The following is a 14257-nucleotide window of genomic DNA, read 5'->3' on the forward strand; positions in this document are numbered from 1 at the left end:
GATAGGTCAGTTCGCCGAAGATCGCCGTCTCGGTGATTTCACCGTAACTGACCGAATAATATTCCAGATTGTCAGGGCGGGAGCCGCCCAGATATTCCGCATAACCGGGCGTATATTCGGCCGAGGAGTTCCAGTAATCCTCCTTGCTGTAATAGCCGCCCACGATCCAGCTCAGCGCGCCGCTGTCAGGCTTGGAGGTGAGTCGCAGTTCCTGGGTGAAGGTGTCGTTGTCCTCGAGCTCCTGGGTATAGGCCGTGAAGGCGGGGAAGGCCTCGTAGCTGTAGCCCAGGCTGATCAGAAGGTCGGTCTGATCGCGCTTCCCATCTTCCTCGAACGTCTGGTAGCCGGAGGCGCTGGTCAGGTCTGCCCAGCCCAGGTCGATCTTCGCTTCCAGGGCCCAGAGGTCGCTGGTGCGCATATTGGGCTCTTCGACGCGCTGGATGGCCTCGTATTCGCCGACCGCGACGGGGAAGCTGTCGACCCGGCGGCCGGACACCTGGCGTCCGCCCACGTCGGATTTCTGGTAGTTGTAGGACAGGGTGGCGTCGAGCCAGGCGTTCGGTCGCCAGCGCAAGGCCGCGCGGCCGGACAGCACGTCCTCGGTATTGACGTCCTCCTTGCCGTACAGGTTGGCGGCGACGGCCTCGGGGCTGGAGAAGTCGTTGGCGAGAGACACGCCGATTTCGCGCACCAGATAGGGCTGATCGATGAAGCCCTTGTCGTTCAACTGGTCCAGGTTGGCGCGGAAGGCGAGGGTGTCGCTGATGGGAAGGTTGGCGGTGAAGCCGAAGTCGGTCGAGACGCCCGAACCTTCGGAATAGCCGTAGGCGTCGCCCCGAACATCGACGAAGGCCTCGCTGAAGCTCGCCGGATTGGGAATGTAGCGGATCGCGCCGCCCAGCGTGCCGGCGCCGTAAAGCGTACCCTGCGGTCCCAGCAGGAATTCAACGCGCTGGACGTCGTTCAGCTTCAGATCGATCGCGATCGGCACATCGCCCAGATAGGTGGCCACCGTGCCGCCGGCGCCCTGGCCGACCGATTCTCCGAGCGGGTCGATGTTCAGGCCGCGCACCACGATGCGGTTGGCGTTGCGAGGGCCCTGATCCACAACGTACAGGCCGGGCACATAGCGCGAGATTTGGGCCAGATCCGTCACGCCCAACTGATCGATCTGCTCGCTGCCGATGGCGGAAATATTGATCGGCGCATCCTGAACGGTCGAGGCTCCCCGCAGTGTGCCGGTGACGATGATGTCATCAACAGTGGCGGGCGCGGCCTCTTGAGCCGCCGCGGCGCCTGACGTCAGCGTGACGGCGCTGACCGAGGCGAGAAGCCCCCACTTCATCCGGTTAGACAGTCTCATGCGGAATCCCCTCGCGCATTGCCCAAAAAGGAATGCTGCGGTGCGATAAAAGCGGGCGTCAAGCGGGCGGGCTTTTGCTTCGACCCGTTTGCGATCAAGATGACGTTTTTTCGAATGTTTGACCGGCGACTGTGCGATTAATGAAACAAATGTCCGAAACCTCGTCTCGAAACGCCCATCTGCGGCAAGCGGCGACCCTACTCGCGGCGGGCGACCACAGGGGCGCGCACGCGTCCTGCCTTGCGGCGCTGCACAACGGCGAGTCTCAGGCCCAGGCCCTGTTTCTGCTGGCCCTGATCGCGGCGGACCATCGCAATCCGACCAAGGCGCTGGAACTGACGGACAGGGCGCTGGAGACGGAGCAAGATCACATGGGTGCAAGGGCGCAGCGCGCGCGGGCGCTTTTGGCCCTGCACCGTCACGACGAAGCGCGCGCCGAGGCCGAGGCGGCGGCCGCTTCGGATCCCGAGGACGGCCATGTCCTGGACACGCTGGGGGTCGTGCTGAGTCGGACGGGCGCCTATCAGGCGGCGGCGGCCCTGTTCCGCCGGGCGACGGCGCGGCGACCCGACCAGGCGGACTGGCAGTATAATCTCGGCGCCGCCCTGCAGTTCACGGGTGAGCTGGATGACGCCCGCCAGGCCTATCTGGCCGCGCTGAAGACGCGCCCTGACCACCATCGCGCCCTGTCTTCTCTCGTGTCCCTGTCGCGCCAGACAGAGGCGGACAATCAGATCGCGGCGCTGGAGGCCCTGTTCGACGACGCCGATCCGGACCCGGCCCGCCAGCAGCATCTGGGACACGCCCTGGCCAAGTCGTTCGAGGATATAGGAGACCATCCGGCGGCCCTGTCCTGGCTGGTCCGCGCCAAGGCGGGGCGACGACGCACCTCGGCCTATGGGATCGACCGCGACCGGGCGCTGTTTGCGGCGGCCGCCGAGACCGCGAAACCCGCGATGGCCGGATACGATGATCCGTCTCCGCTGTTTATCGTAGGTCTGCCCCGTACGGGCACGACCTTGCTGGATCGGGTCCTGTCCAGCCATCCGGACATTGTTTCGGCCGGCGAACTTGGGGACTTCGCCCTGCTGGTGAAGCGGATGGCGGGTACGCCGTCGCCGCTGGTGCTGGACGTCGAGACCTTCCAAGCCGCCGATCGGCTGGATTTCGCCGCCCTGGGCCGGGCCTATGTCGAACGCTGCCGCGCGGCCGTCGAGGACGGCGCCGGTCTGACGGCGGCGCGGGTGATCGACAAGATGCCGCTGAACGTTCTCAACGTCGGCCTGATCCATCGCGCCCTGCCTAACGCGCGCATCCTGTGCCTGCGACGCCACCCGGTCGATAGCGCCCTATCCAACTATCGCCAGCTCTTCGCGACCGATTTTCCCTATTACGACTACGCTTTCGATCTGGCCGACGCGGGGCGTTACTACGCCCTGTTCGACCGGTTGGTCGCCCATTGGCGCGAGGCCCTGCCGGCGGATCGTTTCGCGGAAGTGGCTTATGAGGACATGGTCGAGGATCTGGAGGGTCAGACCCGGCGCCTTCTCGGCTTCATCGGCTTGCCGTTCGATCCGGCCTGTCTGGCCTTCCATGAAAATCGGGCGGCGGTATCGACCGCCAGTTCGGTTCAGGTTCGCTCGCCGCTGTATTCCACCTCCATCGGCCGGTGGAAACGCTATGGCGACGGTCTCAGGCCCCTGCTCGACGCCTTGAGCGCCGAGGGCGTGGTCGTTCCAGACTAGACGTCGCTCTCCAGCGCCCCGCCCGCGACGCGGACGAACTGGGCGCGGCCGTCCAGGCCGGCGAACAGGCTGCGTTCGGTGCCGGTCATGAAGGCCTGGAGGTTCAGGGCGACGATCTCGTCGAACAGGGCGGCGCGACGAGCTTCGTCCAGGTGGGCGGGGGCCTCGTCCAGCAGAAGGACCGGGCGGGCGGCCCCGGCGGCGTCAGGGTGCGACAGGCGGCTGATCTGGGCCAGGATCAGGTTCAGGACCAGGGCCTTCTGTTCGCCGGACGAGCCCTCGGCGGCGGGGCGGTTCTTCTCGCGGTGAAGGGCGGTAAGGTCGGTGCGGTGCGGGCCGAACAGGGAGCGGCCGGCGGCGCCGTCGCGGGCGCGCGCCTTGGCCAGGCCTTCGCGGATGGCGGCGGCGATCTCGTCTTCTTCGGCGCCGTCGTCGGCCATTTGTTCGGCGGGACCGTCCAGACCCAGGTCGGCCTGGGGGAAGGGGCGGTCGCGGCGGGCGTCGATGGCGGCCTGGAGCGCGTGCAGGGCGGCGACGCGGGCCAGGGCCGCGCGGGCGCCGGCCTCGCCCAGCCGGGCCTCCAGGGCGTCCAGCCAGACGGGGTCGGCCTCGCGTCCGTCCTGGGCGTCGTTCAGCAGCCGCAGCCGCTCGCGCAGGGCCTTTTCGTAGGCGGAGACGGCGGCGGCGTGGTCGGGATCGGCGGCGAAGACCAGCCGGTCGAAGAACTTCAGCCGTTCGGCCCGGGCGTCGGAGAACAGCCGATCCTGTTCCGGAGTGGCCCAGACGGGCCGCAGATAATCGAGCAACCGCCCCGGCTGGGCTGTCTCGCCGTCGATGCGGACGATGCGCCGCGCCGCGCCCGCCGTCTGGACGCCGGTGCCCAGCCGCGTCTCGTCGTCCAGTTCGACCATGACGGCCCAGGCGCGGCCCACCGCCTCGCCGGGCTCGCGCCGCCCCATTTCGGCGGCGGTCGCGCCGCGCAGCCCCTTGCCGGGGGTCAGCAGGCTGACGGCCTCCAGCAGATTGGTCTTGCCCGCCCCGTTCGGGCCGTGAAGCACCACCGGGCCGGAGGCGAGCTCCAGCCGCGCGCTCGCATAGGAGCGAAAGTCGGTAAGGGTGAGGGAAATCAGGCTCAATCTATCCGCTCATCCCGGCGAAAGCCGGGACCCAGTCCTTTCGCTCGGCACGATCTAACCGAGCAGCGTCGGAAACAGATCCGCCCATGCCGGGTTCTTGCGTTCGATCAGTTCCAGCTTCCAGATCCGTTTCCATTCCTTGATCTGCCGTTCACGCACGAAGGCCGCATGACGCGTCTCGTGCACCTCGTACCAGACCAGAAGCGCGACGCCATATCTACGCGTGAAGCCGGGACGCAGCTTGTCGCGGTGTTCGGCGATCCGCTTGATCAGATCGTCGGTCGAGCCGGTATAGATCGTACCGTTTCGGCGGCTGGCGATGATGTAGGTGAAGAACGCCAAGCCAGCCTCCGGTACGAACGAAAGAACTGGGTCCCGGCTTTCGCCGGGATGAGCGGAAGACTCTTGCCTACACCCGCAACGGCATCAGCACATACTGCACGCCCGGATCGCCCGGATCGAGCACCAGCGTCGGCGAAGCCGGGTCGGCGAAGCGGAAGGCGGCGTTTTCGCCGGTGATCTGGCCGGCGACGTCAAGCAGGTAGCGGGCGTTGAAGCCGATCTCGAACGGCTCGTCGGAATAGCCGATCTCGACCTCCTCCTCGGCCTGACCGGCCTCCATGTTGCGGACGGTCAGTTTCACCCGATCGTTGTCGAAGGCCAGTTTCACCGACCGGCTCTTTTCGGCCGAGATGGTGGCGACGCGGTCGACGGCCTTGGCGAACAGGGCGTTGTCGATGTCGGCCTGTTTGTCATTGCCCTTGGGAATGACGCGCAGATAGTCGGGGAAGGCGCCGTCGATGACCTTGGAGGTCAGGGACGCCTCGCCCATCTGGAAGCGGATCTTCTGGGCCGAGACGGTGACCTGGACCGGGCCGCCGGCGTCGTCCAGCAGGCGGCGGACCTGATCGATGGTCTTGCGTGGCACGATGACGCCGGGGCCGCCGGCCGCGCCTTCGGGCGCCGGGGTCTCGGCCAGGGCCAGGCGGTGGCCGTCGGTGGCCACGGCGCGCAGCAGGGCGACGCCGGCCTCGGCCACCGTGTGCAGGTACAGGCCGTTCAGATAATAGCGGGTCTCTTCGGTCGAGACGGCGAACCGGGTCTTGTCGATCAGCCGCGCCAGGTCTTCCTTGGGCATGACGTATGAGGCGCCGGCGCTGTCGGTGGACATGATCGGGAAGTCGCCCGCCGGCAGGACCGGCAGGTTGAAGCGCGACCGCCCGGCCGAAACCACCAGACGGGGATCGTCGCCCGAATAGAGCAGCGACACCTCGGCGCCTTCCGGCAGTTTGCGCACGATTTCGTACAGGGTGTGGGCGGGGGCGGTGATCTGGCCCTCGACGTTCACCGTCGCCTCGGCCTCGTCCACCATCTCCATGTCCAGGTCGGTGGCCGCAAAGGCCAGCCGGTCCCGGCCTGCGCTGAGCAGGACATTGGACAGGATCGGGATGGTGTTTCGGCGTTCGACGACGCTCTGCACATGGCCCAGGGCCTTCAGGAGCGCGGATCGTTCGATGGTCAGTTGCATGTCGTCTCGCCCGGAAGCGGCGACTCAGGCTGGAGCGCCGCGATAGAGGGCCTTGGACACTAGCGGATTGGGCGCAAGGAGCAAGGAAGGCGACGGAAGCCGTTCACAGATTTCTGTTTCTCCCTCCCCATGAAGGGGAGGGAGATTGTTCAGCCCCGCAGCTTGCGGGTCAGGGCCTCGACGTCGCGGGCGATCTGGTCGTCCTGGGCCATCAGCTCTTCGATCTTGCGCACGCCGTGCAGGACGGTGGTGTGATCGCGCCCGCCGAAACGACGGCCGATGTCGGGATAGGAGCGGGTCGTGTGCTGTTTGCACAGGTACATGGCCATCTGGCGCGGGCGGGCCACCGAACGGGTGCGGCGCTCGCTCAGCAGGTCGGCCTGTTTCAGGTTGAAGTGGTCGGCCACCGTCTTCTGGATCTCGTCCACGGTGATGCGACGTTCCGGTCCGCCCCGCAGGGCGGCGCCCAGCAGGATCGAGGCCTCGTCTACCGAGACGGTCGCCAGACGCGAACCGGCGGCGGCGGCCAGGGTGTTCACGGCGCCCTCAAGCTCGCGCATCGAACCCGGCGTGCGGTCCACCAGCTGGGCCAGGACCTCGGGCGCGGCCTCGCCCTGGACGACGCCGAGGGCCGACAGGGCCTTCAGACGGTTCTGGGCCACGGCGATCTTCAGCTCGCGGTCGCCCGCCTCGACCGGGCAGGTCAGGCCGGCGGCCAGGTGGCTGCGCAGACGGGGCTCGACCTCGGTCAGGGCCATGGGCGCGCGGTCGGCCGAGAAGACGATCCGTTTGCCGTCCTCGATCAGGGCGGTCAGGGTCGACAGCAGTTCTTCCTGGGTGCTCGTCTTGCCGCCGACGAACTGGACGTCGTCCAGCAGCAGCATGTCGGCCGAGCGCAGGCTTTCCTTGAAGGCGGCGGTCGAGCGGTCCTGCATCGCCTTGACGAAGGTCGACAGGAAGCGTTCGGCGGTCAGATAGACCACCTTGGCCTCGGGCCGCAGGCGCTGGGCCTCCCAGGCGATGGCGTTCAGCAGGTGGGTCTTGCCGTAGCCGTAGGGGCCGCAGAAGAAGACCGGGTTGAAATGGCCGTCGGCCCAGCTGGCCACCTGTTTGGCGATGGCCAGGGCGAAGGCGTTGCCCTGACCTTCGACGAAGCTGTCGAAGGTCAGCCGCTCCTGCAGACCGGCGGCGCGCACGGCGCGGGCGCCGTCGGCGATGGGGGCCACGGTCGGGCTGGCGAAGGCCGCCAGACGCGGCGTGGCGTCCAGGACATTGCCCGCGATGACGGCCGAGGCCGGAGGGGCCGAGCCCACCTCGGCGCGGCAGCGCACGTCCAGGCGGCGGTTCAGGCCGTCCAGGCCCAGCCACAGCTCGTTCATGCGACGCAGGGCGTTCTTGCGGACCCAGTCGCGGGCATAGGCGGTGGGGGTGACCAGGATCAGCTGACCGGAGGAATCCACGCGAACGGCGGAAGGGGCGATGTAGGACGAGAAGGGACCGTCGCCGATCTCGGCGCGCAGACGCACCGAGGCCTCATTCCAGATGCGATCCGGATCCGTCATGTTCGATCCGTTCACACCGCCTGCCATCGCCGTCGCACCCCCAACCATAATTCCGCCACCCGCTTCAAAAACCATTCCGACCTTCGGCGCTTCAGGGCGATGGTTCAGGGACGACTTCTCCTGCGCCGAAAAGCGATGCTTTTCGGTCGGGGCCGAGCTCCTGGACAGACATCTCCCGCCAACGCGAAACTATTGTCCCGCGCCGTCTTCATCCGTGTTGGGATGGAAGTGCGTTAGAGGCCAAAACTTACGCTGCGAGCCGGTTGGGTCAACGCTGATTCGTTGGTCGATTCGCAGTTAAATTGTTTGACTCCGTCAAACGCTAATCCTGCTTGAGAATTTCGCCTCCAAGGCGGCCTGGAGTCCGTATTCCTGCGTAGAGAGGGTTAACGACCAAACGCAAAACGGCGAAGGAGCATATGCCCCTTCGCCGTTGAAAACTCTGCATAATCCCGTAACGGAACAGCGACAGCCGTTCCGTGTCCGGGAAATCCCTAAAGGATTAAGCGGCCGACAGCTTCTTCAGCTGGGCGGCCAGACGCGACACCTTGCGCGAGCCGGTGTTCTTGTGAACGACGCCCTTGGAGACGGCGCGCATCAGCTCGGATTGAGCTTCCACGAAGGCGGTCTTGGCGGCCGTGGCGTCGCCGCCGGCCAGAGCTTCTTGGAACTTGCGCAGATAGGTGCGGACGCGCGAGCGGCGCGCCTTGTTCACTTCGGTCCGCGCTTCGATCTTGCGGATCGCCTTGCGGGCGCCGGGGTTGTTAGCCATTTCAAACCTTCGAACGGAAAACGCCGCGGAGCACACGTCCACGGCGCGGAAATCTCAAGAGGGCGGGCCTATAGCCGAAAGCCCGGGGGCGGTCAACGCGCAGTTCCGACAAAGGTCGTCGTGCGCGCCAGCCCTCATCGCCTCGATAAACCTTATTCAACCAAAACATGACAGCTTCCGATCAGATCGGAAGCCGTATGCCTATAAAAGCCGCAGTGTTTGCCCTCGCCTTCGTCCTGACGGCGGTCTTCGTGCAGGACGTCTCAGCTCAGTCTGCGGCGCAAACGCGCACACCCCTGCAACTGGCCGAGGCCGTCGAACGGCGGGCCGGGGCGACGGATTTCAAGGCGCTGGAGGCTTTTGGCCACGAGGCGATGCGCCGCAACGACCGCGAAGGTCTGCAACGCCTCTATCATGTCGCCTGGATATTCACGAACCAGGGCGAGTTCGACACGGCCGGGATCTGGAACGACCGGCTCATGGAGGCCGCGCGTCACCAGGGCGACCGTCGCTACATCCAGATTGCGCGGCTGAACGCCCTGGCCCTGCGGTACGACGAGGGGGAGACGGCCGCCGCCGACGAGATGCGCCGGCTTGCGTCGATGGAGCCCGACTGGTTCGCACGCACGCACGCCATCCGGCTCTGGGCGCTGGCCCTGATGGACCGCGATCAGATCGGGGAGGGGCTGAAGCTGCTGACCGACGCCGACGCCTTGATCCCAGAGGACGCCCCCTATGCGCAGATTGCGCAGGCGGGCCTGTGGGAGATGACCGGCATCGGCTTGATGAAGCTGAACGACATTGATGGGGCCACTGCGGCTTTCGGGCGGTTCGAGATCGACTTCGCCAATCCGGACTACCCCCGACCGGACTTCGACGCCGTCTATAATCTGGCTCGGCTCTCGACCCAATTGGGCGATGTCGAACAGGCGAAGCGCCTGTATCAGGCCCATCATCGGCTGACGCTGCGCGCGGGCCTGCCCAGCCTGGCGGTCTATGACGCCCGCCTGTGCGCCATGGTGGCCCAGAGCGCCGATGCCCCGCAGGACGTGCTGCAATGCCTGGCGCCCTATGGCGAGAGCCTGGGGGAGGCCTCTTTCCTGGCGACGCAACTGCTTCCGGCCCGCGCCATCGCCCGCGCCCAGACCGGACAGATCGAGGCCGCCCGGAGCGATCTTGCGAAAATCCGCCGTCGCATCGCCGCAGACCGTTTCCGAGAGGAAGGGCGGCTGGAAGGGGCGCATGTCGAGGCCGAGATCCTCTTCGCCGAGGGGCGGGCCGCAGAAGCCTACGCCAAGCTGCGCGCCTACAGCCGTGCGGAGCGGGTGGCCGAAGCCCGCATCTTCAGCGGAGGGATCCGCCAGGTCACCGGCGACATGCAGCACAAGCTGACCGAACGCCGCGCCCAGCTGGAGACCGCGCGCTCGAACACGAGACTGCAGGGCATGGTGTTGGCCATCGCCGCAATCTTCGTCCTGTCGGCCTTGGGGGCCCTGTTGTGGATGGGTAGCCAGGCCAAGGACCTGCGCATCGCCCGTCGCCGCGCGGAAGACGCCAGCCGGGCCAAGTCGGAGTTCCTGGCCAATATGAGCCACGAGATCCGCACGCCCCTGAACGGGGTCGTGGCCATGGCCGACACCCTGTCGCGCGCCCGGTTGGAGCCGCGTGAACACGAGATGGTGGAAGTGATCCGGTCCTCGGCCGTGACCCTGGAGCGGCTGCTGTCCGACATTCTTGATACGTCCAAGATCGAGGCGGGCCAGATCGTTCTGGAACGGTCGGTCTTTGATCTGGGCGACACGGTGCGCGGCGCGGCGGCCCTCTATCGGCCGCGCGCCGATGAAAAGGGCGTCGCCCTGCGGGTCGAGGTCGAGCCGGCGATCGAAGGCGCCGTCGAAGGCGACGTGGTCCGGGTGCGCCAGGTCCTGTCGAACCTGATCTCCAACGCCTTGAAGTTCACCGAAACGGGAGCCGTCGTCGTCGCCGCCGTCGCGGTGGACGAAGAGCGGGTCCGGTTCACCGTAAGCGATACCGGCTGCGGCTTTGATGCGGACCAGAAGGGCCGGATCTTCAATCGCTTCCAACAGGCCGACGGCTCCATTACCCGCCGGTTCGGCGGCACGGGCCTAGGCCTGGCCATTTCGCGTGACCTAGTCGAACTGATGGGCGGCCTGCTGGATTGCGACGGACGGCCGGGCGAGGGCGCCGACTTCTGGTTCGAAATTCCTCTGACCAGGGTCGGGAGCGTCCAGTCGCCTTCCGCGCCCGCCGGCCCGGGCGAAGGCGACAAGGACGAGACGGATGCGCGCGCCTTCCCGGCGCGGATCCTGCTGGCCGACGATCATCCGGCGAACCGCAAGGTCGTCGAGATCCTGCTGACCGACATGCCAACCGAACTGGTGGTGGTGGAGGACGGGCGGCAGGCCGTGGAGGCCTTCCGAAAGGGCGACTTCGACCTGGTGTTGATGGACATGCAGATGCCGGTGATGGACGGCCTGACCGCCACCGCCGCCATTCGCGCCCTGGAGGCCGGGGAAAATCGCGCACGCACGCCGATCATAATGCTGACCGCCAACGCCCTGCCGGACCATGTGGAAGCGGGACGGGTTGCGGGCGCGGACGGCCACCTGTCCAAGCCGATCACCCTGGTCGGCCTGCTCGACGGCGTGGCTGCGGCCCTGGCGGCGGCCGAACGACGGGAAAACCCCGTCACTGCTTGAGGGGCGTCGCTTAAGGAGGCGTCGCTTAGGTGTCAGGCGCGGAAGTCGGCGGGTTTCAGGCCGTGGCGCTGCAGCTTGTCGTACAGGGTCTTTCGCGGAATCCGCATCTCGTCCAGCACGGCGACGATGTCGCCCCTATGGGTCTGAAGCGCGCCGCGCAGCAGCTCGCCTTCGAACCGATGCAGCCGGTCCGGCAGGCTCAGATCGGCCTCGGCGCCGCCGGCCCCCTCGTCCAGGCCCAGGACGACCCGTTCGGCGAAATGGGCCAGTTCGCGGATATTGCCGGGCCAGTCCTCTTCCAGCAGTCGACGCCGGACGCCGTCGGTCACGCTCGGCGGCTCGACGCCGTGGCGGTCTGCGGCGCGACGCAGGAAATGGGCGAACAGCAGGGGGATGTCCTCGCGCCGCTCACGCAGCGGCGGCACGCGCAGCCGCACCACGTTCAGCCGGTAATAGAGATCTTCGCGGAAATCGCCGCGCCGCGCCGCCTCGCTGAGGTCGATCTTGGCCGAGGCCAGGATACGCAGGTCCAGCACGCGCGGCTCATTTGCGCCGATCGGGTGGATCTCCCGCTCCTCCAGCACCCGCAGCATCTTGACCTGGACCGCCAGGGGCATGCTCTCGACCTCGTCCAGAAACAGCGAGCCGTTGTGGGCGCGCTCCACATGCCCCACCCGCCGCCGCATCGCCCCGGCGAAGGCACCCAGCTCGTGACCGAACAATTCGCTCTCGATCAGGCCGTCGGGCAGGGCGCCGCAGTTGACGGCGACGAAGGGCGCCAGCCGGCGCCGGCCCCCGTTGTGCAGGGCGCGCGCGACCGCCTCCTTGCCGACTCCGGTCTCGCCCTCGATCAGCACGTCCATTCGCGCGTCGGCGATCTGGGCGATGGTGGCCCGCAGCGCCGTTATGGCGCGCGACGATCCGGCCAGCGGCAGTTCGTGCCCGCCTTCTGCGGCCATGGCGATCAGGCGGCGGTTCTCCAGCACCAGACTGCGCTTCTCCAGCGCCCGGTTCAGACTGTCCTGCAAGCGCTCGAACGGAAAAGGCTTGGCCACGAAATCATAGGCGCCGTCGTGCATGGCGGCGACGGCGTCGCCGATGTCGCCGTGGCCGGTGATCATGATGACCGGCAGGCTCGGATCCAGCGCCTGCAGCCGCGTCAGCAGCTGGCGGCCGTCCATGCCGGGCATCCGCAGGTCGGTGACGACCACGCCGGAGAAGTCGGCGTCCAGGGCCTTCAGCGCAGGCTCGGCCGCCGTGAAGGCGCGGACCTCCAGCCCCTCCAGGGTCAGACGTTCGACCAGGGCCTGGCGAAAGTCGGCGTCGTCCTCGATCAGGGCGACGGTCTGGGGCGAGGAGGGGCGCATCAGGCGGCTTTCAAGACGGCGACGAAGGTTGCCCCCCGTTTGGCGGGGACCAGATCCAGCTCGCCCCCGAAACTGGCGACGATGTCGCGGCAGATGACCAGGCCCAGGCCCAGGCCGTTGGTGCGGGTCGTGACGAAGGGGGTGAACAACTGGCTCGCCACCTCGGGCGCGACTCCGGGGCCATTGTCGGCGAAAATCAGACGCACCCGCTCGCCCCGCCGCTCCACCGTCAGCGTCAGTCGGGCGTCGTCCTGACCCTCAAGGGCCTCGGCCGCGTTCTTGACCAGATTGACGATGACCTGTTCCAGCCGGAACTGGTCGGCGTGGACCTTCACCTCGCCGTCGCCGATCCGCTCCAGCGCCACATTGCGTTCCTCCAACCTGCCGCGGGTCAGTTGCAGCGCGCCCTGAATGGCGTCCTCCAACTGGATCTCGTCGATGGTCGGGGCCGCCTTGCGTGCGAACAGCCGCAGGTCCTGGGTGATGGCGCCGATCCGCCGCGTCAGGTCGCCGATCCGCCGCAGGGCGTCGCGGGCCATGTCCGTCTGACCGCGTTCCAGCAACAGGACGGCCGTGTCTGCGTGGGTCCAGATGGCTGCGACGGGCTGGTTGATCTCGTGCGCCACGCTGGCGACGATCTGGCCCAGGGCGGCCAGCTTGCTGGCCTGGACCAGTTCGTCGCGCAACAGCTCCCGCGCGGCCTCGGCGCGCCGCCGCTCCTCGATCTGGCGGTTCAGAGCCAGATTGGCGTCGTGCAGTTCGCGGGTGCGTTCGTGGATGCGGCGTTCAAGCTCCAGCCGGCCTTCCTCCTCAGCCCGGGCCTTGGCGCGGGCCAGATGACGTCGGCGAAGCAGCACGGCGACGCCCAGGGCCAGCAGGCTGGTGATCAGCAGGGCCAGTCCGCGCGCGCCGGCCACGGCCGTCCCGACGGCGCCCCGTTCGGGCGTCAGCAGATGCAGGGTCCAACCCGGCGTGGCCGTGCCGGTCTCGGAATGCATCCAGGTCTGGGGCCGGCCGTCGCCGACGGCCGTTCGCACCAGTCGGGGCCGGTCGCCGTCCGGCGTCTGGAAGGGCAGGGGCGTCAGGGCCCCGGGGCTCAGGGTCAGGTCGGTCAGGCTGAGGCGACGTCGGCGTTCATCCATCGGTTCGGTCGCCCGGAACCGCCAGTCCGGGATGCTGGAGACCAGCACGACCCCGCCGGGGTCGGCCACCCAGGCCGGTTCGCCCGAGCCGCGCCATTCAGCTTCCAGGGCGTCGAACTCGACCTTCAGCACCACGACGCCCAGGGGCGTTCCGTCGGCGGCGTCCACACGCCGCGACAGATACAGGCCGGGGCGGCCGCTGCGCGTGCCCAGGGCGTAGAATTCGCCTTGGGCGTCGCGCATCGCATTGATGAAATAGGGCCGGAACTCGTAGCGCGAGCCGACGAAACTGGTGGGGGTTCGCCAGTTGCTGGACGCCAGGGTCAGACCTTCGGCGTCCAGCACATAGATGACGGCGGCGCGGGTCTGGGTCGCCAGCCGTTCAAGCTTGCGGTCCACCCCGGCGGCGGCCCGCGCGCCGGGCCGCGTCAGCAGGGCGGCCACATCAGGATCGCCGGCCAGAACGATCGGGATGGCCCGCTGCTTGTCCAGTTCGCTGCGCAGCACGGCGGCGTGCAGGGCGGCGCCGGCCGTCGCCTGGCGTTCCAGCTCGCCCACGGCGTCGCGGCGCGCAGCCTCCCCGGCCACGCCCGCCAGGACCGCGCTGGCGATCAGCCAGCCCAGGCCCAGCAGAATCCATGGTCGCAGCTCTATTGTCGAAAGTCTTTCGATAATTCGGCGAAAGCGCGGGCGGGTCATGGCGGTGTTGTGCGACATTTCGCACTAAAGGGCCATCCGTCTGTGCGTACAATCGCACATCGGGCGGCGGGCCTGGGCTGGATGCGACTAGTTCATAAAATCAGCCTTTTAGACTGTTCTTCGAATGAATTTGGACCCGATCCAGGGCTGCTGGACACTGGATGTCGGAGTCTCGCCGCAGAGCGAGGCCCGCCGAGGAAACCGCGGGATGGTCCCGCAGTGA

At 67.5% G+C, this 14257-nt stretch carries 10 protein-coding genes; 2 read left to right on the forward strand and 8 right to left on the reverse strand.

Annotated elements, in window-relative coordinates; translation table 11 throughout:
• The coding region (locus Q7J26_RS08270) for a TonB-dependent receptor plug domain-containing protein (RefSeq protein WP_304935989.1) at nt 1-1363 on the reverse strand (1363 nt) is incomplete at its 3' end.
• 149 nt (nt 1364-1512) lie between these two features.
• Here Q7J26_RS08270 and Q7J26_RS08275 point away from each other — a divergent pair.
• A complete protein-coding gene (locus Q7J26_RS08275; RefSeq protein WP_304935990.1) occupies nt 1513-3108 on the forward strand; it encodes a tetratricopeptide repeat-containing sulfotransferase family protein in 1596 nt (531 codons plus the stop codon).
• Here Q7J26_RS08275 and recF read toward each other — a convergent pair.
• From recF to rpsT, 5 genes are all read right to left on the reverse strand, one after another.
• Entirely contained in the window at nt 3105-4244 is a 1140-nt protein-coding gene (gene recF / locus Q7J26_RS08280; protein ID WP_304935991.1) for a DNA replication/repair protein RecF, read from the reverse strand. The two genes, Q7J26_RS08275 and recF, sit on opposite strands and share 4 nt — an antisense overlap.
• 54 nt (nt 4245-4298) lie before the next feature.
• On the reverse strand, nt 4299-4586 hold the full coding sequence (locus Q7J26_RS08285; protein ID WP_304935992.1) for a GIY-YIG nuclease family protein: 288 nt from the start codon (nt 4584-4586) through the stop codon (nt 4299-4301).
• Nucleotides 4587-4653: 67 nt separating this feature from the next.
• Nucleotides 4654-5772 carry a DNA polymerase III subunit beta gene (gene dnaN / locus Q7J26_RS08290; protein WP_304935993.1) on the reverse strand — a complete coding sequence of 373 codons (1119 nt, stop codon included), beginning with the start codon at nt 5770-5772 and terminating at the stop codon, nt 4654-4656.
• A gap of 149 nt (nt 5773-5921) precedes the next feature.
• Nucleotides 5922-7382 (reverse strand): chromosomal replication initiator protein DnaA, encoded by a 1461-nt coding sequence (gene dnaA / locus Q7J26_RS08295; RefSeq protein WP_370651926.1) that lies wholly within the window; start codon nt 7380-7382, stop codon nt 5922-5924.
• Nucleotides 7383-7836: 454 nt separating this feature from the next.
• Nucleotides 7837-8106 carry a 30S ribosomal protein S20 gene (gene rpsT / locus Q7J26_RS08300; RefSeq protein WP_008262250.1) on the reverse strand — a complete coding sequence of 90 codons (270 nt, stop codon included), beginning with the start codon at nt 8104-8106 and terminating at the stop codon, nt 7837-7839.
• A 215-nt stretch (nt 8107-8321) separates the two neighbouring features.
• Between rpsT and Q7J26_RS08305 the strand changes: the two genes are divergently transcribed.
• Nucleotides 8322-10826 (forward strand): ATP-binding protein, encoded by a 2505-nt coding sequence (locus Q7J26_RS08305; protein ID WP_304935995.1) that lies wholly within the window; start codon nt 8322-8324, stop codon nt 10824-10826.
• Between the two features lie 32 nt (nt 10827-10858).
• Here Q7J26_RS08305 and Q7J26_RS08310 read toward each other — a convergent pair whose 3' ends face one another.
• Nucleotides 10859-12193, reverse strand: a complete 1335-nt coding sequence (locus Q7J26_RS08310; protein ID WP_304935996.1) for a sigma-54 dependent transcriptional regulator — start codon at nt 12191-12193, stop codon at nt 10859-10861.
• On the reverse strand, nt 12193-14052 hold the full coding sequence (locus Q7J26_RS08315; protein WP_304935997.1) for an ATP-binding protein: 1860 nt from the start codon (nt 14050-14052) through the stop codon (nt 12193-12195). The genes Q7J26_RS08310 and Q7J26_RS08315 overlap by 1 nt, the downstream gene beginning before the upstream one ends.
• Nucleotides 14053-14257 lie beyond the last annotated feature (205 nt).

The sequence above is a fragment of the Brevundimonas sp. genome, from assembly GCF_030656255.1.
Taxonomy (GTDB): Bacteria; Pseudomonadota; Alphaproteobacteria; order Caulobacterales; family Caulobacteraceae; genus Brevundimonas.